General features: G+C 70.1%; 25 protein-coding genes and 1 pseudogene. 13 read left to right on the top strand and 13 right to left on the bottom strand.

The annotated features are described in order from the left end of the window. Positions 1-214 precede the first annotated feature (214 nt). The 3 genes from AB0G17_RS11015 to AB0G17_RS11005 all read left to right on the top strand — a co-directional run bounded on the left by AB0G17_RS11015 (position 215) and on the right by AB0G17_RS11005 (position 2,963). Positions 215-1,027 carry a 2-amino-3,7-dideoxy-D-threo-hept-6-ulosonate synthase gene (locus tag AB0G17_RS11015; RefSeq protein ID WP_361379030.1) on the top strand — a complete coding sequence of 271 codons (813 nt, stop codon included), beginning with the start codon at positions 215-217 and terminating at the stop codon, positions 1,025-1,027. Continuing rightward, positions 1,024-2,127 (top strand): 3-dehydroquinate synthase II family protein, encoded by a 1,104-nt coding sequence (locus AB0G17_RS11010; RefSeq protein WP_361379027.1) that lies wholly within the window; start codon positions 1,024-1,026, stop codon positions 2,125-2,127. The genes AB0G17_RS11015 and AB0G17_RS11010 overlap by 4 nt, the downstream gene beginning before the upstream one ends. A gap of 374 nt (positions 2,128-2,501) precedes the next feature. After that, positions 2,502-2,963 (top strand): hypothetical protein, encoded by a 462-nt coding sequence (locus AB0G17_RS11005; protein ID WP_361379024.1) that lies wholly within the window; start codon positions 2,502-2,504, stop codon positions 2,961-2,963. A gap of 76 nt (positions 2,964-3,039) precedes the next feature. Here AB0G17_RS11005 and AB0G17_RS11000 read toward each other — a convergent pair whose 3' ends face one another. From AB0G17_RS11000 to AB0G17_RS10990, 3 genes are all read right to left on the bottom strand, one after another. Then, positions 3,040-4,308: an MFS transporter gene (locus AB0G17_RS11000; RefSeq protein WP_361379021.1), complete on the bottom strand. Its 1,269-nt coding sequence runs from the start codon at positions 4,306-4,308 to the stop codon at positions 3,040-3,042. A gap of 118 nt (positions 4,309-4,426) precedes the next feature. Further along, positions 4,427-5,524: a SagB/ThcOx family dehydrogenase gene (locus tag AB0G17_RS10995; RefSeq protein WP_361379018.1), complete on the bottom strand. Its 1,098-nt coding sequence runs from the start codon at positions 5,522-5,524 to the stop codon at positions 4,427-4,429. Between the two features lie 176 nt (positions 5,525-5,700). After that, positions 5,701-5,883 carry a hypothetical protein gene (locus tag AB0G17_RS10990; protein ID WP_361379015.1) on the bottom strand — a complete coding sequence of 61 codons (183 nt, stop codon included), beginning with the start codon at positions 5,881-5,883 and terminating at the stop codon, positions 5,701-5,703. A 429-nt stretch (positions 5,884-6,312) separates the two neighbouring features. Here AB0G17_RS10990 and AB0G17_RS10985 point away from each other — a divergent pair, with 429 nt between their 5' ends. After that, on the top strand, positions 6,313-6,792 hold the full coding sequence (locus AB0G17_RS10985) for a hemerythrin domain-containing protein (RefSeq protein ID WP_361379012.1): 480 nt from the start codon (positions 6,313-6,315) through the stop codon (positions 6,790-6,792). A 111-nt stretch (positions 6,793-6,903) separates the two neighbouring features. Here AB0G17_RS10985 and AB0G17_RS10980 read toward each other — a convergent pair whose 3' ends face one another. Continuing rightward, positions 6,904-8,139: an MFS transporter gene (locus tag AB0G17_RS10980; RefSeq protein WP_361379009.1), complete on the bottom strand. Its 1,236-nt coding sequence runs from the start codon at positions 8,137-8,139 to the stop codon at positions 6,904-6,906. Between the two features lie 205 nt (positions 8,140-8,344). Here AB0G17_RS10980 and AB0G17_RS10975 point away from each other — a divergent pair, with 205 nt between their 5' ends. Further along, positions 8,345-8,539: a hypothetical protein gene (locus tag AB0G17_RS10975; protein WP_361379006.1), complete on the top strand. Its 195-nt coding sequence runs from the start codon at positions 8,345-8,347 to the stop codon at positions 8,537-8,539. 50 nt (positions 8,540-8,589) lie between these two features. Here AB0G17_RS10975 and AB0G17_RS10970 read toward each other — a convergent pair whose 3' ends face one another. The 3 genes from AB0G17_RS10970 to AB0G17_RS10960 form a co-directional block, all read right to left on the bottom strand. Then, complete coding sequence (locus tag AB0G17_RS10970; protein WP_361379003.1) at positions 8,590-9,201, bottom strand: class I SAM-dependent methyltransferase; 612 nt, start codon at positions 9,199-9,201, stop codon at positions 8,590-8,592. Between the two features lie 103 nt (positions 9,202-9,304). Next, complete coding sequence (locus AB0G17_RS10965; RefSeq protein ID WP_361379000.1) at positions 9,305-9,760, bottom strand: ASCH domain-containing protein; 456 nt, start codon at positions 9,758-9,760, stop codon at positions 9,305-9,307. A 91-nt stretch (positions 9,761-9,851) separates the two neighbouring features. Further along, positions 9,852-10,661, bottom strand: a complete 810-nt coding sequence (locus AB0G17_RS10960) for a SigB/SigF/SigG family RNA polymerase sigma factor (protein WP_361378997.1) — start codon at positions 10,659-10,661, stop codon at positions 9,852-9,854. 544 nt (positions 10,662-11,205) lie between these two features. On the opposite strand from AB0G17_RS10960, the gene AB0G17_RS10955 reads away from it, so the two are divergent. Continuing rightward, positions 11,206-12,729 carry a catalase gene (locus AB0G17_RS10955; RefSeq protein ID WP_361378994.1) on the top strand — a complete coding sequence of 508 codons (1,524 nt, stop codon included), beginning with the start codon at positions 11,206-11,208 and terminating at the stop codon, positions 12,727-12,729. A gap of 103 nt (positions 12,730-12,832) precedes the next feature. Here the strand turns inward: AB0G17_RS10955 and AB0G17_RS10950 are convergent, their stop codons facing one another. Then, on the bottom strand, positions 12,833-14,197 hold the full coding sequence (locus AB0G17_RS10950; protein ID WP_361378991.1) for an NAD(P)-binding domain-containing protein: 1,365 nt from the start codon (positions 14,195-14,197) through the stop codon (positions 12,833-12,835). A gap of 106 nt (positions 14,198-14,303) precedes the next feature. On the opposite strand from AB0G17_RS10950, the gene AB0G17_RS10945 reads away from it, so the two are divergent. Further along, positions 14,304-14,675: a metalloregulator ArsR/SmtB family transcription factor gene (locus AB0G17_RS10945; RefSeq protein WP_361378988.1), complete on the top strand. Its 372-nt coding sequence runs from the start codon at positions 14,304-14,306 to the stop codon at positions 14,673-14,675. 68 nt (positions 14,676-14,743) lie between these two features. Here the strand turns inward: AB0G17_RS10945 and AB0G17_RS10940 are convergent, their stop codons facing one another. Together AB0G17_RS10940 and AB0G17_RS10935 are read right to left on the bottom strand one after the other, a co-directional pair. Continuing rightward, positions 14,744-15,535 (bottom strand): MIP/aquaporin family protein, encoded by a 792-nt coding sequence (locus AB0G17_RS10940; RefSeq protein ID WP_361378985.1) that lies wholly within the window; start codon positions 15,533-15,535, stop codon positions 14,744-14,746. 34 nt (positions 15,536-15,569) lie between these two features. Continuing rightward, positions 15,570-15,884, bottom strand: coding sequence for a metalloregulator ArsR/SmtB family transcription factor (locus tag AB0G17_RS10935; protein WP_361378982.1), 315 nt, complete (start codon positions 15,882-15,884; stop codon positions 15,570-15,572). Positions 15,885-16,023: 139 nt separating this feature from the next. On the opposite strand from AB0G17_RS10935, the gene AB0G17_RS10930 reads away from it, so the two are divergent. Next, positions 16,024-16,437, top strand: coding sequence for an arsenate reductase ArsC (locus AB0G17_RS10930; protein WP_361378979.1), 414 nt, complete (start codon positions 16,024-16,026; stop codon positions 16,435-16,437). 30 nt (positions 16,438-16,467) lie between these two features. On the opposite strand, the pseudogene AB0G17_RS10925 reads toward AB0G17_RS10930, so the two are convergent. Next, a pseudogene (locus AB0G17_RS10925) lies at positions 16,468-16,669 on the bottom strand (response regulator); the annotation flags it as partial. 150 nt (positions 16,670-16,819) lie between these two features. On the opposite strand from AB0G17_RS10925, the gene AB0G17_RS10920 reads away from it, so the two are divergent. Further along, entirely contained in the window at positions 16,820-17,794 is a 975-nt protein-coding gene (locus tag AB0G17_RS10920) for a DUF4349 domain-containing protein (RefSeq protein ID WP_361378976.1), read from the top strand. 117 nt (positions 17,795-17,911) lie between these two features. Further along, a complete protein-coding gene (locus AB0G17_RS10915; RefSeq protein ID WP_361378973.1) occupies positions 17,912-18,601 on the top strand; it encodes a hypothetical protein in 690 nt (229 codons plus the stop codon). Between the two features lie 165 nt (positions 18,602-18,766). On the opposite strand, the gene AB0G17_RS10910 is transcribed toward AB0G17_RS10915, so the two are convergent. Then, a complete protein-coding gene (locus tag AB0G17_RS10910; protein ID WP_361378970.1) occupies positions 18,767-19,456 on the bottom strand; it encodes an antibiotic biosynthesis monooxygenase family protein in 690 nt (229 codons plus the stop codon). A gap of 477 nt (positions 19,457-19,933) precedes the next feature. On the opposite strand from AB0G17_RS10910, the gene AB0G17_RS10905 reads away from it, so the two are divergent. The 3 genes from AB0G17_RS10905 to AB0G17_RS10895 all read left to right on the top strand — a co-directional run bounded on the left by AB0G17_RS10905 (position 19,934) and on the right by AB0G17_RS10895 (position 22,615). Continuing rightward, positions 19,934-21,244, top strand: coding sequence for a phosphatase PAP2 family protein (locus tag AB0G17_RS10905; RefSeq protein WP_361378967.1), 1,311 nt, complete (start codon positions 19,934-19,936; stop codon positions 21,242-21,244). A 154-nt stretch (positions 21,245-21,398) separates the two neighbouring features. After that, positions 21,399-22,016, top strand: a complete 618-nt coding sequence (locus tag AB0G17_RS10900) for a TOPRIM nucleotidyl transferase/hydrolase domain-containing protein (protein WP_361378964.1) — start codon at positions 21,399-21,401, stop codon at positions 22,014-22,016. Positions 22,017-22,321: 305 nt separating this feature from the next. Next, positions 22,322-22,615, top strand: a complete 294-nt coding sequence (locus AB0G17_RS10895) for a YkvA family protein (protein WP_361379803.1) — start codon at positions 22,322-22,324, stop codon at positions 22,613-22,615. A gap of 111 nt (positions 22,616-22,726) precedes the next feature. On the opposite strand, the gene AB0G17_RS10890 is transcribed toward AB0G17_RS10895, so the two are convergent. Next, positions 22,727-23,992 carry an IS701 family transposase gene (locus tag AB0G17_RS10890; RefSeq protein ID WP_361378961.1) on the bottom strand — a complete coding sequence of 422 codons (1,266 nt, stop codon included), beginning with the start codon at positions 23,990-23,992 and terminating at the stop codon, positions 22,727-22,729. Positions 23,993-24,184 lie beyond the last annotated feature (192 nt).

Raw genomic sequence — 24,184 nt, 5'->3', positions numbered from 1 at the left:
CACTTGCACAACAGGGGAAGATGGATCATTCGCGCGAATCCGCGCGTACTCGCCGTGAGCTGGGCTTCGACGGCTTACCGACAGTTTCTCGACCGACCTTTGCGACGCTGCCCGTCAGTAAGCCGCAAAGAAAGTAAAGACGGAATCAGATTCTCCGTCTGTCTGTGTACAGATCTCCCCAATCGGAACCGCTTACGCGTTCGAGGAGTAGCTGATGGCGAGAGCCGCCCTACCTGGTACCTCATTGCGTCTGGCCAGACTATCCGGTCATGGTGACGGTCGTTTTCTCCTCATTCCTCTCGACCACTCGGTGTCCGACGGTCCGATCACCACGGCCGCCGGCTTCAACGATCTCGTCCACGACCTCGTGGCGGGGGGTGCGGACGGCATCGTCGTCCACAAGGGACGGGCGCGCCTGATCGATCCCCAGGCCCTCGCCGGCTGCTCCCTGATCGTCCACCTCAGCGCCAGCACCGCCCACGGGCCCGACACGGACGCCAAGGTCCTGGTGGGGGATGTGGCCGAGGCCCTGCGACTGGGCGCCGACGCGGTCAGCGTCCACGTCAACATCGGCTCCCACACCGAGGCCGCCCAACTCGCCGATCTGGGCACGGTCGCGGCCGCCTGCGACCGGTGGGGCATGCCGCTGCTCGCGATGATCTATCCGCGAGGTCCCCGGATGACCGGGCCGCCCTCACCCGAACTCGTCGCCCACGTGGTCAACGTCGCCGCCGACCTCGGCGCCGACCTGGTCAAGACGGTCTTCGCGAACCCACCGGAGCGGATGGCCGAAGTGGTCGCCAGCTCCCCGGTGCCCGTCCTCGTCGCGGGCGGCGCCGACAGCGGCCAGAGCCTTGCCGAATTCGCCCGCACCGCCCTGGCCGCGGGCTGCCGGGGGCTCGCGATAGGGCGGCGGATCTTCACGTCACCGACGCCCCGGCAGACCGTACGGGAACTCGCGGACATCGTCCACGGCTCCCTCCACGACGCCCTTCCCCCTTCCCCCCGATTGGCAGGTGTCCTGTGAAGCTCAGCTGGATCGACATCCGCAAGATGGGCTCCGGCAAAGAGGCGATCGTCCAAGAGGCGCTGCACGCGCGCGTGGACGGCATCCTCGCCGCCGACCCCGTGGACCTCGAGAACCTGCCACCGACGGTGAAGAAGGTCCTCTTCCCCCAGGGGGAGGCGCTCCCGGAGTCCTTCGGCGCCGCCGACGTGGTCGTCGTCGACCCGGCCAAGCACGGGGACCCCACCGAACTCGCCGCCCTCCACCCGGACGTCGAGTTCGGCCGGTTCGTGGAGATCGTGGACGCCGAGACCCTGGAAGAAGCCTGCCGTTCGGGCCGTACCGACCAGTGGAGCGTGCTGCTCTTCCGCGACCCCACGAAGATCCCCCTGGAGATCGTCATCGCCGCGGCCTCCGGGGCCAAGGGCAGCCTCATCACCGTCGCGCAGGACGTCGAGGAGGCCGAAATCATCTTCGGCGTCCTCGAACTCGGTTCGGACGGCGTGCTGATGGCCCCGGTACGGGTCGGTGACGCCTCCGCCCTCAAACAGGCCGCCGAGGCGGGCATCCCCGATCTGGAACTGGTCGAACTGGAGGTCACGGCCACCGCCCATGTGGGCATGGGCGAACGGGCGTGCGTGGACACCGCCACGTACTTCCGCAAGGACGAGGGCATCCTCGTCGGCTCGCACTCCAAAGGCATGATCCTCTGCGTCAGCGAGACCCATCCGCTGCCCTACATGCCGACCCGCCCGTTCCGCGTCAACGCGGGCGCCATCCACTCGTACACCCTCGCCAAGGACGCGCGTACCAGCTACCTGAGCGAGTTGCGGGCGGGCAGCAAGGTCACCGCCGTCGACATCCACGGGAAGACCCGGCTCGTCACGGTGGGCCGCGTCAAGATCGAGTCGCGTCCCCTGCTGTCGGTCGACGCGGTGGGACCCGACGGCCGTACCGCCAACCTGATCCTCCAGGACGACTGGCACGTACGGGTCCTGGGACCCGGCGGCACGGTGCTCAACAGCACCGAACTCAAGCCCGGGGACAAGGTGCTGGGCTATCTGCCGGTCGCCGACCGGCACGTGGGCTATCCGATCAACGAGTTCTGTCTCGAACAGTGAGGTACCGGCCGGGCCGGTGCCCCACGCGGGTCCCGGCCCGGCGCCCGGTGGGCCGGGACCCGCGGGTCCGAGCGGGGCGCACGCACCCGGGGGAGATCTCCGTGAGCACGGCACAGCTCCCTGTCCGCATCGTCGGTGCCGGACCGCGCGGCCTGTCGGTGCCGGAACGACTCCGCGCCGACGAGCGGGCGGCCGCCTTACTGAATCAGTGCACTGGGCGACCGCCACGGGGGCCCGCTCCGGGGTCGGCTCGGTGACACCCGCCCCCGGGGTCGGCTCGGTGACGCTCGGGACTCCCACGCCATCGCCCGCGCGGTCCTGGCGCTCCTGCCCGCGCACGTCGAGCTGGACGACCCGCTCGCCAAGGAGACGGTATGACCCTCTTCCGCACCCCCGCCCCCGACACCGGCGGACCGGACGGCACCGAGGCCGGGCCGTGCCCCGTTCAGCCGCGGCACGCGCCGCCCCGGCACCACGGTCTGGCCCTGCGGTTCGTTCTGGTCATCGGGGAGGCGCGCCTCGCCGACGCCCACCATGTCTCGTGCGTCCTGGACACGGTCCGTGCGGAGTTCCCCGAGACGTCCATCCGTATCCGGCTGTCCCTGCTGTCGTCGGCCGGCCGCGACGGGACCCTCCTGCTGGAGTGCCACGCCGAACACCGACCCGCCGACGGCCGGCCGCAGGCTCCGAGCGCGACCTGGCAGCGGGTGCTCACCGGCCGCCCGGGGGCCCCGCACCAGCGGGAGGCGCTGCTGCACGAGATCCTGGCGGGCCGCACGAGGGCGGTCGTGCGCCGCGCACCGGTGTCGTTGCGCTACCTCGCGGCGGCGGTGTGAACGGCCGCGCTCCGCGCACGACCTGACCGGGCAGGTCCCGTGCCTCGCCAAGGGGCAGCGGGAGGGGGGATCCGCCTCACCCGCGCCGGGGCGCGTCCGCCAGGCGGGTGACGCCGGGCACCGCGAGGCACAGCAGGCTCGACGCCGCCACAATGACCCCACCGCCGATCAGTGTGGCGCGCGCACCGACGAGGGCGACCATCGGACCGACGAGCGCGTAGCCGACCGGCAGCAGCGCGAAGGCACCCAGCTGGTCCAGGGCGAAGACCTTGCCCAACAGCTCGTCGGGGAAGGCCCGCTGCAGGGCGGAGATCCAGTAGATGAAGTACAGCTCGACGACGAAGCCGCCCAGCGCGAAGCAGACCACCACGGCGGGCAGCGGGAGCGGACCGGCAAGGCTCAGCGGCACCAGGGCGTACCCGGTCAGCGCGACCATGCTCACGGTGCCGCGTGCCCGTGGCCGCCACCGCCCGGCGAGCGCGATCGCGGGCAGGGCGCCGACACCCATCGCGGCCAGCACGACGCCGTAGGCGACGTCACCGCCGAAATCACGGCGCGCCACCACGGGCAACAGGGTGAGCGCGGTCGCCGACCCGGCGAACAGGTGCAGACAGACCGTTCCCATCACCGCCGTCACCCAGGGACGCCGGCGGATCGCGCGCAGCCCGGCGGCGGCTTCACCGAGCACTCGGGCTCGGGGGCCCGCCGAAGGCCTGGTGTCCGGGATCCGCAGGACGGCGAGGACGGCGAGCGCGAACATGGTGCTGGTCACCAGCAGCGCGAGCCGCACGCCGATGAGGCTGACCGCCGCCACGCCGACCAGCGCGCCGAGCACGGCCGAAGTGCGCTGCGCCGCGGACACCAGCGCGTTGCCGCGCTCCAGGAGGGCGTCGGGCAGCAGCCGGGGCATCAGGGAGCGGGAGGCGGGGCGTGACAGTGCCTCACCGGCTCCGACGAGCGCGGTGACCAGTGGCAGCAGGCCCAGTGGAAGGACCGGGAGCAGCAGGGCGGTGGCCAGCAGCAACGCCGAGCGGAAGCCGTCGGCGGCGATCAGGACACGGGTGCGGCGCATCCGGTCAGCGATCACTCCTCCGGCCAGCAGGCACACGACCAGCGAGACGGCCCGGCCCGACAGCACCAGCCCGACGTCCCCGGCGCCGCCGCCCCGGTGCAGGACGTACAGGCTGAGCGCCACCGGCAGCACCTGGTCACCGACGGCTCCGCCCGCCTGGCCCAGCCACAGCCGTACGAACTGCGGGTGCTCCCGCAGCTTCCCGCCCACTGGCGTGCTGCCCGGGCCGGTCTCGTCGAGGCCGCTTCCCGGCAGGGTGGTGTCTTCCTTCATGAGGCGTGGGGATCGCTTTCTGTCGGCGGTTCGACATCGTGCTCCGCGGCCGTGTGCAAGTACAGGCCGTACGGAGCCGGTGGACACCCGGCGCCACCGTGGGACCGGCCCGATGACGTCAGTTCCCCTGCCCGAGGCGTGGGAAGGCGAAGTCGGCCGGGAGGAGCGCGCCGGCGTCCCGGGGGACCCCGGCGGCCAGCAGGTACACCGCGAACTCCTCGTCGGGGTCGACGCCCAGGAGGCTTTCCACCTCGCTGTCGACGAAGGCCACCGTCTGGAAGGGACCGAGTCCGAGCGCCGTGGCGGCCAGGGCGAAGGTCTGACCGTAGTGCCCGGCGTCGTACATCCACAGCCGGTAGGCGCGCGGATGCCGGTATTTCCAGGCCAGCCGGTTGGCGACGGCAGTGGTCAGCACCGTGAAGGCACCGGTGTACGAGGCCTCTTGGTGATACATCAGGTCGGCGACCTGTTCGCGCGTGACACTTTCGTCCAAGAGCTCGAGGGCGTGGCGGGCCACGGAGTAGTGGTAGAGCCCCGGCGCCACCCCGGTGACGTTGTAGACGACGATGTACGCCTCGACTTCGTGCCGGGCTCCCGCCGACGCGCTGACCCGGCACTGCAGCGTCCCGAAGGCGTCTCCATCGAGGAAACGGTGCGGCGCGAAGCTGTGGAACAGCAAGGTGGCGAGCTGATCGAGCGTGACCGGGTCATCGGTGAACTGCCGGTGGGTACGCCGCAGGGCGAAGACGTCCTCGACGGGTGCGCCCAGCGGCAGGGGCCTGCGGGGCAACGGCACCGAGGGCCGGTCGGGGTACTCCTTGAACGCGGCCGGAGCACCGCCCTCGGCGACGATGGCGTTGACCTCGTCGTCCCGGCGCGGCGAGTCGACGAGATAGTCGGCGTCACGGGCCTCGATGTGCATCCGCTGCGCCACGGCGCCCCACCGCTCCCACAGGGCCGGGACGCGCGGGGCCCGGTCCACCTCCACGAGCACCCCCAGCTGGATGAGGGCGGCGACCGCCTCGCGCACGTCCGGCTCGTGCTCGGCGCCGAACGCGCCTGCCAGGTCGTCGAGTTCGACCCCGGCACCGGCCCGGTCCAGCACCTTGTACAGATCGTCCGAGAGCCGGATCCACTGCCGCCGCCCGGGAATTCCCACCTCCAGGCCCCCCGCGAGCCAGCGGCAGACCAACTGCTCACAGCGACGAACCTTCATCGTGCCCCCAAGACGTAGTGGTCCGCGCCGGCTCGGCGCGGACCGCGGGCGATACCGTGGTGGCAGCGGGGCGCGGCCCCCGCACGACGACATCCGGCTGCGATGCATTGCCCGCATCGCAGCCGGAGTCCTCAGTTCAGCCCCACACGAGGCGGTTGCCTCACCCGGGGCCGGCCTCACTGCCCCGGGTGGTGGGCCAGCGTGCTGGCGTCCTCGACGATCTCGATGGCGAGCTTCATTTCCTTCCCCTCCTTCCCTTGGTTCAGGTTTCGCGCAGTGGAGTGCGGACGGAAACCGAACCACAAACCCCTTTTGCAGCCGAGGTTTTCCGTCTCCGGATTCCCGACGCCGGAAAACATAGCCGCCCATCTCCTGGCCATCAACAATTACTCACCGTCTGGCTCGAAAACGACGGCATCGATCCGCGCGCCCAGGAAGAATGCGAGGTGGTTGGCGGTTCCAGGGAACCGGAGGGCACGAACCACCTGTCCGGAAACCTCCTCAACAGAATCACCTGCCAAATATTGAGTGCTTCTCGACAGGGAGGCATTAGAGTGCCGCTCACTATCACTGCAAGCCTGTTTTGCCGTGGGTGAAGAATTCACGAACGCACCTCCGAACGGGTAATTCCCTGCACGCCCGACCTGGTAGCCGCCCGTAGCTGTTCCGGTAGCTGTTCGTATGCGTACGACGACGGACGGGCAGCCCCGGCGCCCTGGCGCATGATCGCCCGGTTTGCCGGGTATGGGGCTGGAACGGAAGTGAGTGCTGTGCTCAGGGAGCTGCCTATGTCCACCGATGCGATCGTGATGCTGAGGGAAGGCCACAAGGAGATCAGGCGGCTGATCCGCTCCTACAGGGTCGAGGGCGAAACCGAGGCGGTGGGGCCCTTCCTCCGCGCGCTGACCGTGTACACGTACATCGAGCGGGAGGGGATGTACCCGCGCGTCTGTGTCCTGGCTCCGGAGACCGAGCCGGACATCCTGGGGTTCGTGGAGGAGCACCACATCGCTGATGTGCTGGCCGCCGAGCTGTACGACATGCGGCCCGACGACATCGCCTTCGATGCCAAGGCGCGCCTGCTGATGGACATCGTCGAACGGCACATGGACGCCGAGGACCACGGGTGGTTCCCGCGGGTCCGGGCGTCCGTCGGCCGTAAGGAACTGCAGGAGATCGGCGCCTGGATGATGAGGCTCGCCGAGCGGGCTCCTCAGCACCCGTACCGGCCTTCCTCGCAGCAGATGTGGGACGCCGTGGCCGCCTGAACGGCCCCTGGCTGAGCGGCCCCGACGTCCGGCGTGCGTCGGGCTGCCATACGGGTGGTGGCGTCTGCTACCGGGTGGTCGCGTCTGCTGCGGCGTCTGCTAGGGCATCTGCTACGGAGCCTGGTTCGCCGGACGAGCCGGTGGCTGCTCGGCCGGCTGGTGCTGTTCGGCTCGGCCGGCCAGCGCGGCCGAGAACCGCGCGCGGGCGACCGGCCCGACGAGTGCCACGGGCAGGGTCACGGCGGCGGCGATCGCGAAGAGCGTGCCGAAGTGCTCGTCGTCCGCCAGCCCGCTCACGAGATACGTGCTGAGCGCGGCCCCGGTGTACACGGCGCACGCCACCAGCGAGGTCGCGATGCCGCGCACCTGGGGCGGCGCGACCTCGGTTCCCCAGGTCTGCACGGTGGACTGGACCAACGCGAACGCGAGCCCCGAAAGAACACTGGCCACCAGGACCGTCACCATCGACTGGGCGGGCACACAGACCAGATAGCCCACGCAGAGCAGCACGCTGCCGACGGCGAAGTGGGTCGCTGCCGAGACGCGCTCGCGCAGGGTGCGTACCGCCACGCCGCCCGCCACCGCGGCCAGTCCGTAGCTGCCGGTGACGAGACCGGCGTACACGACGCTGTGTCCTCCCGACTGCAGTGCGGTGTTGAAGAAGTTGAAGAAGCCCAGCATGGCCGCGCCTTCGAAGAGCGCGAAGACCACGAGGAACCGGAACCAGCCGATACGGAAGACCATGGCGAGCCGGGCCGTGACGCTCGTGCCCATCGGCGCCGGGGCGGAGGCTTCCGGCAGGCGGCCGAAGGCGAGAGCCAGCAGCGGTGCGCAGATCGCGACGAGCAGGATCGCCGCGCGCCAGCTCCACAGATGGGTGAACACACCCGCGACCACGGTCGCGGCCGCCGTGCCGACAGCCCCGGCGGCGAGCACGCTCGCCACGGTCCGCTGCCGCTGCGCGAAGGGCAGCCGGTCGCCCACGTACGCCACCATCACCGGCAGCAGGGCGGCCGCCGACGCGCCCGCGAGCGCGCGTCCGAGGATGAGCACGCCCAGGTTGGGGGCGAGCGCGGAGACCAGGTCGGCGACGCACATGCCGAACAGGGCTGCCCGCATGACCCGTACGCGCCCGTATACGTCGGAGATGAGCCCGTGCACGGGCTGCATGAGGCCGAACAGCAGCAGATAGACGGTGAGCGCGATCGTGACGTGCGAGACGCTGACACCCAGTCCCTTGGACGCGGGCAGCAGCAGGGGGGTGATCACGATCCGGTCGAAGTTGCCGAGGAAGGACCCGGCGTAGACCAGCCGCATGTCCTGGGTGTCTTTGGCGTTCTTGTTCACGGTGTTCCCTCCGGCCCGGTGGCCTGCTGACGGGCTGCGGCTGCCGACACCCTTGCCTCCCATGACTGTCTGTCCCGGAAGGCCGGTTAATCAAAATGGCTGATAGTCAGGGGTGCTGACGGGTCATTATGGGGTCACCTGACGGAATCGTCAACGAGCGGGACCCTCGCGGTGGTCAACGGGCCCGGGGAAGAGGACGGGGCTGATGGAGCGCAGCCGCGGCCCAGGCCGGCGGACCTCGGTGCTGCATCTGATCGAACGGGGCGTCGTGCGTCTGCGCGAGGCGCACGAGGTGCTGGCCGAGGTCCAACAGGAGTTCCTCAGCCCCCTGTCGACCGAGGAGCGTGAAGCCCTACGGAAGCTCCTGGTGCGTCTCGTGGTGCGGCAGCCCGGGGTCTGACGGCGGCGGGCTCGGGTGTTCGTTGTCGGCGGTGGCGCGCCTGGCCCTGATCACGGTGGCGTAAGCCTCGCGCTCGCCCGACGCGGTGGTGACCGTGTGGGGCACTCGCGCGGCCCGTTCGATACGCAGATCCGGCAGCTCCGCGGAAAGGCGCTCCGGGGTGAACATCCGCTCCGGGTCGGACGGGCCTTCGAGTCCCCTGCCCAGGTTGTTGAGGTGGTGCCCCACGATGACCAGCCGTCCACCCGGAGCCAGGCTTTGGCCGCACGGGCCAGCAGCGCGGCCCGCTGAGGCGGCTCGGTGTGCACGTACGCGATGAGGACGACGCCGAAGGTGTCCTGCCGTGGCTCGTAGGAATCCAGATCCGCGAGGACGGTCGTCACTTCCAGTTCCTCGGCCGCGGCCTGCCGGCGGGTGCTCTCCAGGGCCGACGCCGAGAAGTCCACGGCCGTCACCCGCCAACCGTGGCGGGCGAGCCACAGCGCGTGGCGCCCGGCACCCGCGCCGAGGTCCAGCGCCTGGCGCCCTGGCGTGTTCGGCCCGGCGGACGCCTCCGGCGACATGAGCGCGAGCTCCTCGACCACCAGCGGATGCGGGACGAGGGTCCACCCGATGTCGCCGTGCCTGTACCGACGCTCCCAGTACTCCGCCCAATCCGTCATCTGCGCTGGTACCTCCGCATGTTGGGAAGAGCCCTGAGCAACACGACAGGGTTGCAGATTATCGCTGGTGCTGTCGAGTGCGGGCGAGCGTGCCGCAGGAGGGTCAATCAGCCCGGCGAAGGTTGGTGATGAGACCGAAGCGTTCCAGAACGACCAAGGTCGCGTCGTCCACGGTGAATTCCGGGTCGTCCAACGCCGCGCGCATCTCGTCGCTGTGCCAGAACCGCTCGTGGTTCGTCCGCCACTCGGTGATGCTGGTGTCGCCTTCCCCTTCATCCACCACGTGAGCGAAATCCACCTCCGCGAGCGGCACGACACGCACACCGGTGATTTCGATGACCCCGACCGGACGGTCGTCCGAGTCGACTACCACCGCGCGGCTCCCCACGCTGGGCAGTGGCTCCCCTTCGTGCTCGTAGCCGATCACGAGTCCGGTGGTGGAGGTCTTGGAACCATCGAGGATGGCCGCGACGAGGTGGTCACGCAGCGGGCCGGGGAAGCCGAACTCGGCGCGGGGCAGCGAAGCGATGTCATCGGAAGAGACGGCGTCAGTGGGCATACGGTCACGGTAGCGAGTCGCTTGCTCGCACCGGCAGCGATTTACGGGGGGCGGGCGGGCTCTCGGATGGGCGCTTCGGCGTCGCCGGCCTTCAGGCCGCGGTGCGGTGGTCGGCGAGGGCTTGGTTGCGGATGCGGGTGCAGGTGCTCGTGATGAGGCGGGAGACGTGCATCTGGGAGATGCCGAGTTCCTCGGCGATCTGCCGCTGTGTCATGTCTTCGAAGAACCGCATGTGCAGGATCCGGCACTCGCGCTCGGGCAGCGCCTCGATGGCCGGTTTGACGGCTTCGCGGTCCACGATCCGTTCGAAGCCGCTGTCGGGTGTGCCGAGGCGGTCGGCGAGCGCCGGCCCGTCCGCGTCGCCGGCGGAGCCGCCGGTGCGCGATTCCGCGTCCAGTGACAGGGCGCGGAAGGACTGGAGGGCTTCGAGACCGTCGCGCACGTCGTCTTCGCCGAGTCCGCAGTGGGCGGCGAGTTCGGCGATCGTGGGCTCGTTGGGCTGAGCGGCCAGCAGATCACGGCGCGCCTCGCGGACCTTGCGCCGCAGCTCCTGCACCCGGCGCGGTACGTGGACGGCCCACAGGTGGTCGCGGAAGTGCCGCTTGAGCTCGCCGGTGATCGTGGGAACGGCGTAGGCCTCGAACGCGCCCTGCGCGGCTTCGTACCGGTCCACGGCCTTGATCAGGCCCATCGCGGCGACCTGGTACAGGTCCTCCGTCTCGGCACCGCGGTTGCGGAACTTGCCCGCAAGCCGTTGTGCCATGGGCAGCCACTCGCGCACCAAGTCCTCGCGTACGGCGTCGCGTTCCGGACCGGGGTCGAGGTGCTGCAGTCGGGCGAAGGCGTCGTGAGTGTCGGGGGCGTCGTCGTGAGGGTGGCGGCTGTGCGCGAGGGGAGACATGTGGGCTCCTTGTGGACGTGGGCTGGGGTGGTGACCGTCGCCGAACCCTGTGCCGGGAGCCGCGTCCGCACGGACGCGCCCGCCGGGGAACACACGGGTCCCGCGGACGTGCCTCCGGTCCGAAGCACGACCCGCGCTTGCCCAGGACCTCGGTACGCAAACAGCCGAATTCGTACGAGGTGTACGCGCCTCCTCCCTTGGGCCTCTCCGCCGTTCGGGTCTCCCGGCTTGCCGAGGACGCGGGCCTGCCGAGCGGGAGGGCACGGCAGGCCCGTACGTGTCCGCAACTCGGCCGGGCAGACGGGTGACGGGACGGAGGCCGGATGGCGCTCGTGTGAGCCGGAACGGACGGGAGTTCACCGACCAGGCACTGACCTGCCACTGGCCAGGCGCCTGTTCCGGTGCGGGGAGCACGACGCCGACGAGCGGTGCGGGCCCAGGTTTGGGGCCATCCAAAGAGGGTTAACCGCATATCGCCGTGATTGCGTTTCACATACGTGGCGCGAGCAGCGGTGCACCTCACCCGACGACGGAGGCCAGACTGATGACCGACACTCCCCGTGAGCCGACCACGACCGATTCCGGCGCCCCGGTAGAGAGTGACGAGCACTCGCTGACCGTCGGCCCCGGCGGACCGATCCTGCTGCAGGACGCCTACCTGATCGAGCAGATGGCGCAGTTCAACCGGGAGCGGATCCCCGAGCGCCAGCCCCATGCCAAGGGGAGCGGCGCCTTCGGACACTTCGACGTGACCAATGACGTCAGCGCCTTCACCAAGGCCGCTGTTTTCCAGCCCGGTACGAGGACGGAACTGGTCACGCGCTTCTCGACGGTCGCGGGCGAGCGCGGCAGCCCGGACACCTGGCGGGACCCCCGCGGCTTCGCGGTGAAGTTCTACACCAGCGAGGGCAACTACGACATGGTGGGCAACAACACCCCCGTGTTCTTCGTCAAGGACCCGATGAAGTTCCAGCACTTCATCCGGTCCCAGAAGCGCCGCGCCGACAACAACCTGCGCGACCACGACATGCAGTGGGACTTCTGGACGCTCTCGCCGGAGTCGGCCCATCAGGTGACCTGGCTGATGGGCGACCGCGGTATCCCCCGCACCTGGCGCCACATGAACGGGTACACCTCGCACACCTACATGTGGATCAACGCGCAGGGTGAACGCTTCTGGGTGAAATACCACTTCAAGACCGACCAGGGCATCGAGTGCTTCACGCAGCACGAGGCCGACCAGATGGCCGCGGTCGACACGGACTACCACACGCGGGATTTGTTCGAGCACATCCGTGACGGCGAGTACCCGAGCTGGACGCTGTATGTGCAGGTCATGCCGTACGAGGACGCCGCCGAGTACCGGTTCAACCCGTTCGACCTGACCAAGGTGTGGCCCCACGGGGACTATCCGCTGATCGAGGTCGGCCGGATGACCCTGGACCGTAACCCCACCGACAACCACGCCGAGATCGAGCAGGCGGCGTTCCAGCCGAACAACCTGGTCCCCGGCATCGGCCCGAGCCCGGACCGGATGCTGCTGGCCCGGCTGTTCTCGTACGCGGACGCGCACCGCCACCGGATCGGGGGCAACTATCAGCAGCTGCCCGTCAACGCGCCTGTCGTCCCGGTGCGCACCTACTCGAAGGACGGGGCGATGGCGTACCGCAAGACCACCGACCCCGTCTACGCCCCCAACTCCAAGGGCGGCCCGGCCGCCGACACCGACCGGTACGGCAGCCCGCCCAGCTGGTACGCCGACGGGGAGATCACCCGGTCGGCCTACGTCTCACATGCCGAGGACGACGACTGGGGCCAGCCCGGCACCCTGGTACGAGAGGTCCTCGACGACGCGGCACGCGACCGGCTCGTGGACAACGTCGTCGGCCATCTCCTCAACGGGGTCTCCGAGCCCGTCCTGCAACGCGCCTTCGAGTACTGGTCCCACATCGACAAGTCGATCGGCGAGCGCATCGAGCGGGATGTCCGCGCCAAGGCGAACGAGAAGGACCCCAAGGCCGCGGAACAGGGCAACCCCGCACGGCGCTCCATGCAGGACAAGGCCTGATCCACCGTGGGCTGCCCCTTGGGTGACCACACGGCGACGGCGGCCCGGGGGTGCGGCTACCCCCTGGGCCGCGACCTCGCGGTGCCGGGTCTGGGCCCCTCGGTCAGCAGCCGCCCGAGGATGCCGGCGCCCCGACGCCGATCTGGAGGGTGGCGGGAGCGGCGCAGCAGCCCCCACCGTTCGACTGGGCGGCCTCGGGCTCGTCGAACAGGCCCGCCCCGCCGCACACCCCTGTCTCCGGCAGCGTCAACTCCACCCGCTCGGCGGCTTCCCAGTCGCCCGCGAGGGCGGCGGCGATGGAGCGGACCTGCTCGTAGCCGGTCATGGCCAGGAAGGTCGGTGCGCGGCCGTACGACTTCATGCCCACCAGGTAGACGTCCTGCTCCGGGTGGGACAGCTCCTTGACCCCGTGCGGGTAGACCGTGCCGCAGGAGTGGACGTTGGGGTCGATCAAGGGGGCCAGCTCCAGCGGGGCCTGGAGGCGTTCGTCGAGGGCGAGGCGGAGCTCGTCGACGAACGAGAGGTCGGGGCGGAAGCCCGTGAGGCCGATGACCTCGTCGACCGGGTCGAGGCGACGGCCGTCCTCGCCGACCAGGACCAGCCCCTCGGCCGTGCGCTCGACCGTGCTGGTGCGGAAGCCGGTGACCGCGTCGGCGTATCCGCGGTCGACGGCCGCCTTGGCCGCCAGTCCGAGCGCGCCGCGGGCCGGCAGTTGGTCGGCCGCGCCGCCGCCGAAGGTGGAGCCGCTGATGCCGCGCCGCAGGATCCACACCGCGTGCGTGCCCGGCGCGTCCTGGGCCAGCTCGGCGAGGTGGGCGAGGGCCGTGAAGGCGGAGGCGCCGGAGCCGACGACGGCTGTGCGCTTGCCCGCGTAACGGGCCCGTACGGCGGGGTCCTTGAGATCGGGGACGCGGTACGAGATCCGGTCCGCGGCCGTACGCTCGCCGAGGGCCGGGAGACCGTCGCCGCCGAGCGGGCCGGGCGTGGACCAGGTGCCGGAGGCGTCGATCACCGCGTGGGCCAGGATCCGTTCCTCGTGCCCATCGGTGTGGGCGACGTGGACAGTGAAGGGCTGCTGCTCGCGGTCGGCGTCCACGACACGGTCGCGGCCGGTGCGCGAGACGCCGGTGACGGTCACCCCGTAGCGGACCTTGTCGCCGAGGACGTCGGCGAGCGGCTGGAGGTAGCGGGCGGCCCAGTCGCCGCCGGTCGGGTAGGTGGCGCCGTCCGGCCTCACCCAGCCCGTGGGGGCGAGGAGCTTCTCGGCGGCCGGATCGACGACCTCGGCCCAGGTGGAGAAGAGGCGTACGTGCGACCACTCGAGTACGGCCGCGGCGGCGTGCGGCCCGGCTTCCAGGACCAGCGGTTCGAGGCCGCGTGCCGTGAGCTGGGCTGCGGCCGCCAGGCCGATCGGGCCGGCGCCGATGACCACGGTCGGCAGGACGGTGGTGGGGGCGTTCTCGCTCATCGCATGCTCCAGGGGCAGGAGGCCGTCGATCGTCTGTTTCGACGTTTGTCGATATCGCTGACGAGACAAGCTTGGCTATTGCTTCGACGGATGTCAATATTGATACATGTCGAATCTGAGCAGGGTGGAGCTGCCCGTCGTGAACGAGTCGGTGGCCGCGTGCTGCCCGCCGCTCGACCAGCGCCCGCTGACCGCCGAGGAGGCGGAGCGCACCGCGAAGATGTTCAAGGCGCTGGGCGACCCGGTCCGCCTGCGGCTGTTCTCGCTGGTCGCCTCGCACGCGGGCGGGGAGGCGTGTGTGTGCGACATCTCTGACGTCGGTGTGTCGCAGCCGACCGTCTCCCACCACCTCAAGAAGCTGAAGGAGGCGGGACTGCTCTCTTCCGAGCGGCGAGGGACATGGGTGTACTACCGCGTCGAGCCGGGCGCGGTCGCAGCCCTCTCGGGGGCCTTCGCCAACGCGGCCGGGGGGCGCTGATCAGCGCAGGTGGTTTCCGGCCGCAGGCCCGGCTCGGGCGCCGCCGGTCACGACCACATCCGTACGTGTCATGCGGCGGGCTGATCGCTGCCGGGCGCTTCTCGTACGAAGATGACCGCGACCAGGGCCAGGCCCACCACGGCGCCCGCGAGCTGCGCGGCGACGAACGCGGGGACCGAGGCCGGGGCGATGCCTGCGAAGGTGTCGGTGAAGGCGCGGCCGATGGTCACCGCCGGGTTGGCGAAGGACGTCGACGAGGTGAACCAGTAGGCGGCGCCGATGTACGAGGCCACCGCGACGGGGGCGAAGCGCAGCCGGTCGGTGCGGGCCAGACCGAAGATCAGCATGATCAGCCCCGCGGTCGCGACCACCTCGCCGAGCAGCAGGTGACCGGCCGAGCGGTCGTGTCCGGCCCACTTCACGAGCGGCTCGCCGAACATCGCGTCGGCCAGGATCGCGCCCGCGATCCCACCGACGATCTGCGCGGGCACGTACACGGCCGCCTCGCGGGCGGTGACGCCCGGCCCGCCTCGCCGGGCCGTCCACCACTCGGCCAGCGTCACCGCGGGATTGAAGTGCGCGCCCGAGACCGGGCCGAGCAGGGCGATCAGGACGCCGAGGCCGAACACCGTGGCCGTGGAGTTGGCCAGGAGCTGGAGTGCCACGTCGTGCGTGAGCTCGGTCGCCTGTATACCGGAGCCGACCACGATCGCGACCAACGCGGCGGTGCCCACCAGTTCGGCGGCCGCGCGGGACGTCAGCGGGAGAGGGGGCGGGGTGGCGCCGGGTGCGGGCTGGGGCGCGTCGGCGGCGATGACGGTCTCCGGAGAGGCGGAGCCGACGGGCTCGGTGGTGGTCACAGCGGGGTCTCCTCGGGCGGGTGGGTTACAGGCCCTAGGGGCAGGTCCGCTTGAGGTTCGCTTCGGTGGCGTCCCGCGCGGTCTGTGCGAGGTCGGCGAACTGACCGGCCAGGGTTTCGATGACGTCCGGGCGCAGACGGTAGTAGGTGAACCGTCCGCATGGCTCCGTGTCGACGACCCCGGCCTCGCGCAGCACCTTCAGGTGGTTGGACAGGTTCGTCTGCCTGGCACCCGTCTCCTCCACGAGATGGGTGGTGCAGAGCATCTCCTGGGCGAGCAGGGTCACGATCCGGAGCCTGAGCGGGTCGGCCAGAACCCGGATCAGGTCAGTGCCGACTGACATCATCATGGGCTGATATTTTCACATCGCCGGGCGACGGATATCACTGAGGTCCTGGGTCCCCAGTCCGGGGTCCTGGGCCCTGGGTGGGGATGTCCATCACGCCCGGTCCCGCCGTTCGGCGTTCACGAGACAAGAGAGACCCCTGATGTCCGACAAGCCCTCTGTGCTGTTCGTCTGTGTCCACAACGCCGGTCGTTCCCAGATGGCCGCCGCGTGGCTGGCTCACCTGGCCGGGGACCGTATCGAGGTCCGTTCGGCGGGCTCCAATCCGGGCAGGGAAGTCAATCCGGCCGCCGTCGAGGCCATGGCCGAGGTCGGCATCGACATCTCCGCCGAGACCCCGAAGCTCCTGACCGTCGACGCGGTCAAGAAGTCCGACGTCTGCATCACCATGGGCTGCGGCGACGCCTGCCCGGTCTTCCCCGGCAAGCGGTACCTGGACTGGAGGCTGGAGGACCCGGCCGGCCAGGGCGTGGCGGCCGTCCGCCCCATCCGCGACGAGATCAAGGTGCTGGTGGAGGGACTGATCGCGGAGATCGCCCCGCAGCCCGGGGTGTGAGCGCGCACTCCGAGGAGCTACGGGTCGCCAGAACGGCTTGGCGACGTAGTCGTCCGCTCCGGTGTCCAGCCCCTCGGCCTCGTCGTACTCGCCGTCCTTGGCGGTCAGCATCAGCACCGGGGCCCCACACCCCGGCGTCCCGCAGCCGGGCGCAGACGCGGAAGCCGTTGAGACCGGGCAGCAGGACATCGAGCACGATCGCGTCGTAGTCGCCTGCGAGCGCCAACTCCAGTCCTTACGGGGAGGCACGGACCCGCGGCCGACCGGGCCCACACCGAGTTCGTTTCGACACCGCTTCGTGATCGGGGAACGGCAACCTCCGCCCGCACCTGGCCCGTCCAACCGTCACGATTTGACCGCTCACCCCCGGGGGGAGCCGAACATGCGGGTACGTCACAGGACCGGGAAACGACCTCTCGCGGCCGTGGGGGCCGTTCTCCTCGCCGCCTCGCTGGCCCTCGCAGGGTGCAGCGCGGGGGGCGGGGCCGATGCCGCGAAGTCGGGGGGCAGGAAAGCCGCCGCTCCGGCGCAGAACGGGGCCGGGGGTGACGCGGCTTCGCGTACGAGCGACGACGGTGCGCGCAAGCCGTCCGCGAAGCCGGCGCTGCCGCAGGCTTCGCACATCATCCGCACCGCTGAGCTCACGCTCGAAGTGCCCGATGTGGCCAAGGCGCTCGCCGCGGCCCGGGCGGCCGCCGACGAGGCGGGCGGGTACGTCGGCGACGAGACCACCGAGCGGGACGAGCGCGGGCATGTGGTCTCGCACGTCGTGCTGCGGATCCCGGAGGCGACGTACGACAGCGTCCTCGCGCGCCTGTCGGGCACGGGCAAGCTGCTCGGCCGCAAGGCCAAGGCGCAGGACGTCACCGATCAGGTGGTGGACGTGGAGAGCCGGATCGCCACCCAGCGCTCCAGCCTCGCGCGCGTACGCCAACTGATGGACCGCGCAGGCCAGTTGAGCGACGTCGTCACGCTGGAGACTGAACTGACCCGCCGTCAGGCCGACTTGGACTCGCTCCTGGCCCAGCAGGCGTCCCTGAAGGACCGCACCAGTCTCGCCACGATCACCCTGGGCCTTTCGGCGGCGGCTCCCGCGAAGAAACCCGACGAGGGCGGCCCGGGCGTCTCGGACGCCGTCGCGGGCGGTTGGCACGCCTTCGTCACCGCCGCGCGGTGGCTGGGGATGGCCCTGGGCGCGGCGGCGCCGTTCGCGGGCGCGCTCGCGGCGGTGTACGCGGTGTGGCGCCTGGCAGTGCGTCCCCGGCTGCCCCGGCGCGCCGCCCCCGCGCCGACCGGGGCGGGGGACTCGGCGCTGCCCCGGCACGTATCTTCCGAGAAGGAGAGCGGGACCGACTGAGCCGGGGGTGTGGCATGCGGCGGGGCAGCTTGTGGTGTTGCCCTGTTGCTGGTGCATGGCGCAGTCTGGCTCAGTGGCCACTGCGCCGCAGGGTGTGGACGTTGGAGGACATCCCGTATGGATCTCACCCGTGAACCGCGATACCTGATGGTGCGCGCCCGGGGGGAAGTTTCTCCGCTGTACGTGGCGGAGGAGGAAGGCCCAGCAGCGGTCAGCGGGTTCACCCGCGCCCTCGCACTCGGCGATCCCGTATTGGGGCTTCCTGAGCAGTTGGCGCATGAGCTGGCTTCGTGGGCGCAAGCGCGCCCGACGGCGGGGTTCGACTCTCACTCGCAGCTGCGTGGGCAGACACGGCAGGGCGTGGAGATCGCGCAGCGGCTGGCGAAGCATCTCGGTCCCGGCTGGGTCCTGCGCTACTGGGACGAGAGCCACCAGACGGCGAAGTTCGTGTGCTGGGGGTGCAGTCGGCTGCACTGGGCCCTCGAAGAGCACGGCAACACCCTGCATCCACTGCACATCACTGTCCAGGGCGAATACCGCTGGTACCCACTGCGCGCGGAAGGCTTTGGAGACTTCGCTCCCGACGACCCTGCTGCGGGGCTTGACCTGTCTGACGAGCTCGTCGCCGACCTGTACGCATGGTCGGCCGATTTCGACGCGGGCATGGACCTGTATCTGCGGGATCGCGACGAGGCGAGGGACGACGCGAGACGGGTGGAACTGGAGCTACGAGGTCAGCGCCTTACCGCACGTCTGGCTGATGAGATCGGTTCCGGGAGGACCGTGACCTACAACGGACTCGGCTGACCGGCCGGGGGGTGCGCCGATCAGGACGTCGGCGAGCCGAACGGGCCACAGGCGTGAGGGGGCGCGGCGACACCCGCCTCGAATTCCGGGAAGAGCGTGAGTGAAGCGGTTCGACGAACGCCCGGTTCCTGTGGGGAACCGGGCGTTGTGTCGTGCTCTTCGGTTTCATTCCCCGGCGGCGCGGGTGTGGATGACCTGGTAGGTGTTGGAGTCGACCGAGGTCAGGAGCGAGCCGGTGCGGCGCTCGGCGTCCTGGCGGGCGGCGGGCTTGGCGTCCTGCGGGACGGCCTGGTAGGCGTCCCACGCCTCCTTGCTCTCCCACTGTGAGTAGGAGACGACGAAGGAGCCCTCGAAGCCGCGGGCGGCGATGCCCTTGAGGACGGTGTGGGAGACGAAGCCGGGCACGTCGCTGAGGAACGTCATCGACGGGCCGAGCGAGTCGACCAGCTTGTCCTGGTTGTGCTCCTCGACGCCGAAGACCGCTATGACGGTGTAGTCGCCGCGTGCAGGGGAGATCTCGACGCGGTCGCCGGACGTGCTCTGGGAGTAGGCGATCTCGTTCTGCAGCAGGCGGATCGAGGTGGTGAGCTCGCCGAAGAGCGGGAGCGTGCGGTGCTCGAACTCCTCGGCGTTGTAGCGGTCCTCCAGGTCGGCGCGGCTGCGCCACTGGATGAAGTTGGCGGTGCCGGGCTTGTCGACGCCGGCGTGCACGGTGGAGGACATCCACCCGGGGTAGGCGGCCGCGTCGACGATCTCGCGCATCGCGCCGACCAGGCTCTCCTGCTTCTCGGGGGCGTCGGTGGTGAAGATGTTGAGGACGGTCAGGTTCTTGTCTTCGGCGGAAACCTTGGGCATGTTCTTCGCTCCCTGTGAGGTACGAGTGGAAGGGCAGCCGGACCCTGCTCAGCCGGACCCTGCTCAGTCGGACCGTGCTCAGTCGGACCGTGCTCAGTCGGACCGTGCTCAGTCGGACGGGCCGGACCACCACTCCTGACGCCGCCTCTCGGCGCCGGTGACCACACTGGCCGGGGTGGTGCGACGGGCGGGAGAGCCCGGCTGATCCAGGGACTGGCACTCCTAGAGAAGGGCCAGGTGTCCCGCGCAAGCCGCCGGTCGTACCCCGACGTCACCCTCGGCACCGATCCCGGCACCCGCCGACGCAGTGAACCCACCCGTACCACTCCGCTAGCATGTTCGAGCTCGCGGTGATCGCCCTCATCGTGTCCTTCACCGGAAACCATGCTTTCGGCGCGAAGAGTGACCGAATTCCCTAAAATCGACTAAACGATTGAGACCGAGATCTTGCGGGTGCTTTCGCGAATAGACGGCCGAATGGAGTCCGCCGCGTGGCGTCAGCCACGCGTGATGCTGTGGACCGCGGCGGGTGTGGTGGCCCTCGGGTTCCTCGTCACGATGGAGATCGCCGCGCGTCACTACGGCGTACCGGGGCCGATCACCAACCAGGCGCGCGAGGTGATATTCGCGCCCAGATCGGGTCCACTGCTGTACGCCAGCATGGCCTTGATGACGGTCGTGTTCACCTGGCGGCAACGATTCATCGCGTTCGGTGCCGCCATCGGAATCGACATCGTCTTCTTCCTCGTGCGGTGGGCTGTCGACGCCAAGATGATGTTCGGCAACGGCGCGCTCTGGGTGATCCTGGGGTGTGCGGTCATCGCCGTCACGCGTCGCACCGGCCGGGAACGTGTCCTGCTGCTCAAGGGCGTCGGCCTCGGCCTGCTGCTGGTGGCCGGCCGCAAGACCGGCGACGCCTGGCTGCTCATCACGTGGAAGACGCGCCCGATGGTGCTCGACCAGTACGTGGCGACCGCCGATCACGCGCTGGGCAATCCGTCGTGGGTGGCAGGCCGGATCGTCGAGGCCACCGGCCCGATCGGCGCCCATGTCCTCGACTGGGTCTACATCCAGCTCGCGGTGGGCGCGGTCGCCGTCACGCTGTACCAGCTGCGCAACGTCGCGGTGGAGCGCCGCTTCCCCGGCCACCACCTGGTACGCACCTTCCTGGTGATCGGCCTGCTCGGGCCGGCCATCTACATGATCTTCCCGGTGGTCGGACCGATCTTCGCTTACGGCGCCGACGGCGGGCACTGGGCAGTGGCCGACCTGTGGCCGAACACGCCGTCGCCGGTCAACGCGCCGCACCACATGCCGTTCGACGAAATCACCCCGCGCAACTGCATGCCCAGTCTTCATACGGCATGGGCCACCGCGATATTCATTCATTCACGTAAGGGCCCGAGGATTTTGCGATTCGGCGGCGCGTTCTGGCTGATCGCCACGCTCGGCGCGACGCTGGGATTCGGTTACCACTACGGCGCGGATATCGTCGCGGGCGTGGTGTTCGCCTTCACGATCGAGGCAGCGCTGCGCTCGCTCGACCGTGGCTGGGACCGCTCGGGAATTCAGCTGGTCGCTTGTGGGGCGATGGTTTTTGCCGCACTCCTGCTTGCGTATCGCTATCTCTCCGTGGAGATGGCCGGACATCCGTGGGTGTTCGGACCGCTTCTCCTTCTGGCGATGTCCTCAGTGGTGTACGGCTGCGTACGGACCACCAAGCTGTGGGACGCGAAGGCCGTGCCAGTACGGCAGCCGGAACCGCAGCCGCAGCCCGAACCGGCCTGAGGCGTGGTCCGTCACCGGGCCCGGTGACTCCGGCCGAAGTCCGCGTTCCGCAGGCGTAAGGCTGCACGCCTTGGCCGGCGGCTGCACAGGTCCACGGCCGCAACACCCCGAATATCGCGTGCCGTGCCGCCGGTCATGGCGCAGACTCGCCTGCATGGCGGACATGGGAGCGTTCCAGGACGAGGTGGGCGCCTGGGCGGCGGGGGGCCCGGGCGAACCGGTGAGGGAACTGGCTGTGCGGCTGGGGGTGCGCACGGCGGTGCTGCTGGAAGGGGCGAGCGACCTGGCGGCCGTGCAGGCGCTGGCCGCACGGCGTGGCCGGGATCTGGCCGCCGAGGGGGTGTGCGTGGTGTCGATGGGCGGAGCGATGAGCGTGGGCCGGTACGCGGGCCTGCTCGGGCCGACGGGTCTGGGCCTGCGCCTGGCGGGGCTGTGCGACGAGCGGGAACAGCGCTACTTCGACCGTGGTCTGACGCGGGCGGGGGCGCCGCGCCAGGACATATTCGTGTGTGCGGCGGACCTGGAGGAGGAGTTGATCCGCGCGCTGGGCACGGCCAGGGTCGAGGAGACCGTCCGGGCCGAGGGCGACCTGCGTGCCTGGCAGACCTTTCAGCGCCAGCCCGCGCAGCACGGCCGTCCCCGGGAACAGCAGTTGCGCAGGTTCCTCGGCACGAAGAAGGGCCGCAAGATCCGCTACGGCCGCCTCCTCGTCGAGGCCCTCGAACCCGACCGGGTACCGGCCCCTCTCGACGGCCTCCTCGCGAGCGTCTGACGGGAGCGGGGACGCACCCGACTTCGTCCCGGGCGCCGGACCGTCCATGGCGACGGTGGTGCCGGTGATCGCGGGTATCAACCGCCCCGCGCACGGTACTCGCGCGGCAGCGGATCGACGCCCCACCACACTGCGAGGAGGCGGCCACCCATGACCGAGTCGATGGCCCAGACGCTGTACGAGCCTGAGCCTGAGCCTGAGCCTGAGCCTGAGCCTGAGCCCGAGCCCGAGCCCGAGCCCGAGGCGGGGGCCGAGTTCCGCGCCCCGACGCCGTGAACCTCCCGCGAGCCGTTCTGGCCGGTTCGATGGGTACGGGACTGACGGTCGGCCTGGCCCTTGCCGCACTCGCGCTCCTCACGGCCGCGCTGGTGGCGGTCGCCCTGACCGTACGGCTGGTCCGGGCCCGCAAGATCCTGCGGGACGCGGGCATCCCCCTGACCCACAAGGCCGCCTACTGGGGCGCGCTGGTGTATGTGATCAGCCCGGTCGACCTGCTCCCCGACCCCGTCTACCTGGACGACATAGGCGTCCTGCTCCTGGCCCTGCGCACCCTGCAGGCTGCGGCCTCGCGGGGGAGCGGTGAACCGGACAGGCCCTAGTAGGGCTTGGTCAGGTCGGGGCTGGTGTGGGTATGCCGCGGTGACAAGTGGGGCAGACGCCGGTCCATGTCGCGAGGAGGGTCTGCAGCTCGCGGACGACGCGGTAGAGGCTCAGGCCGGTGCCGTGTCTTTTGGGGCTCTGGCCAGTCGTTGCAGGGTGCAGAAGGCGTGCGCGACGGAGACGAGGGTGACGTGGTGGTGCCATCCGTTCCAGGTGCGGCCCTCGAAGTGGGCGAGACCCAGGGCCTGTTTCATCTCCCGGTAGTCGTGCTCGATGCGCCAACGGAGCTTGGCCAGGCGGACCAGGGTGGTCAGCGGGGCGTCGGCGGGCAGGTCGGAGAGCCAGAACTGAACGGGTTCGCTCTGGTCAGATGGCCACTCGGCCAGGAGCCGGCACTCGGGCAGTTCCGGGCCGTCGAGGGCCTGGCGGACCTCGCGTCCGGCAGGCCGGATCCGCAAGGTCACGAACCGCGAGTACATCAGCTTCAAGCCGCTGCGGCCCGTGCCGGGCCGGGAGCCCTCACGCCATTGCACCGGCTTTGCCGCCTTTCGGCCCGCCGCGATGACCAGCTGTTTCACCGACTGTGGCTTGTCGGGATACGTCGCCACCGGTGGGCGTCCGGTCCCGGAGTAGGGATCGGCCACGGGAACCGCATGCCCGGGCTGGGCCGAGAGAGTGGTGGAGATTCCCACGACGTACTTGAGGCCGCGGGCCTGCAGGCCGTGCCGGAAGGCGGCCGCGTCTCCGTATCCGGCGTCCGCGATGGCCACCGGCACCTCGATGCCCCAGGACCGGGTCTCGTCGAGCATGTCGAGTGCGAGCTGCCATTTCTCCACGTGCCCGATGTCATCGGGAATGCCGCAGGCGGTGCGGCGGGCGACCTTGTCCGGGTCCGCCTTCACCGACCCGGGCGCCCACGTCTCGGGCAGGAACAGCCTCCAGTCCACCACCGCCGAGGCGTGATCCGAGGCCAGGTGCAGCGAGACGCCCACCTGGCAGTTGGTGACCTTGCCCGCCGTGCCGGTGTACTGCCGCGACACACACGCCGAGGCATTGCCGTCCTTGAGGAAGCCGGTGTCATCGAAGACCAGCACGGTGGGCCGGATCGCCTTTTCCATCTTCCAGGCCAGCCGGGCCCGGATGTGGGACGGATCCCACGGGCTGGTGGTCACGAAGTGGGCCAGAGCCTGCCGGTTTCCGTCCTCCCCGAGCCGGGCGGCCATAGGTTCGACCGACTTGCGCTGCCCGTCAGTGAGCAGGCCTCGCAGGTAGACCTGCCCCCACCGACGTTGGTCGTTCCTTGCGAACGGCTCGAAAACCTCCGCCGCGAAGTCCTCCAACTCGCCACGTACAGCCACAATCTCGTCCGGAGTCACGCTCTCTCAACGCAACACCGAACCAGAAGGACACGCTCAACCACAACCGACCTGACCAAGCCCTACTAGGGCCTGTCGTCAAATTCCCGACTGTCCGGCGACGCCTGGCACGCACTCTCGCCGCACCGGGCGAAAGCCCACGTACGTCCAGTACGAGGGCTCTCGCCCGGCGCGCCGAGAGCACGCACCCGA

It is taken from the genome of Streptomyces sp. NPDC023838, from assembly GCF_040639555.1.
Classification (GTDB): domain Bacteria; phylum Actinomycetota; class Actinomycetes; order Streptomycetales; family Streptomycetaceae; genus Streptomyces.
Note: the sequence above shows the minus strand (reverse complement) of the source record. Positions and strands in the feature narration are given on the sequence as shown.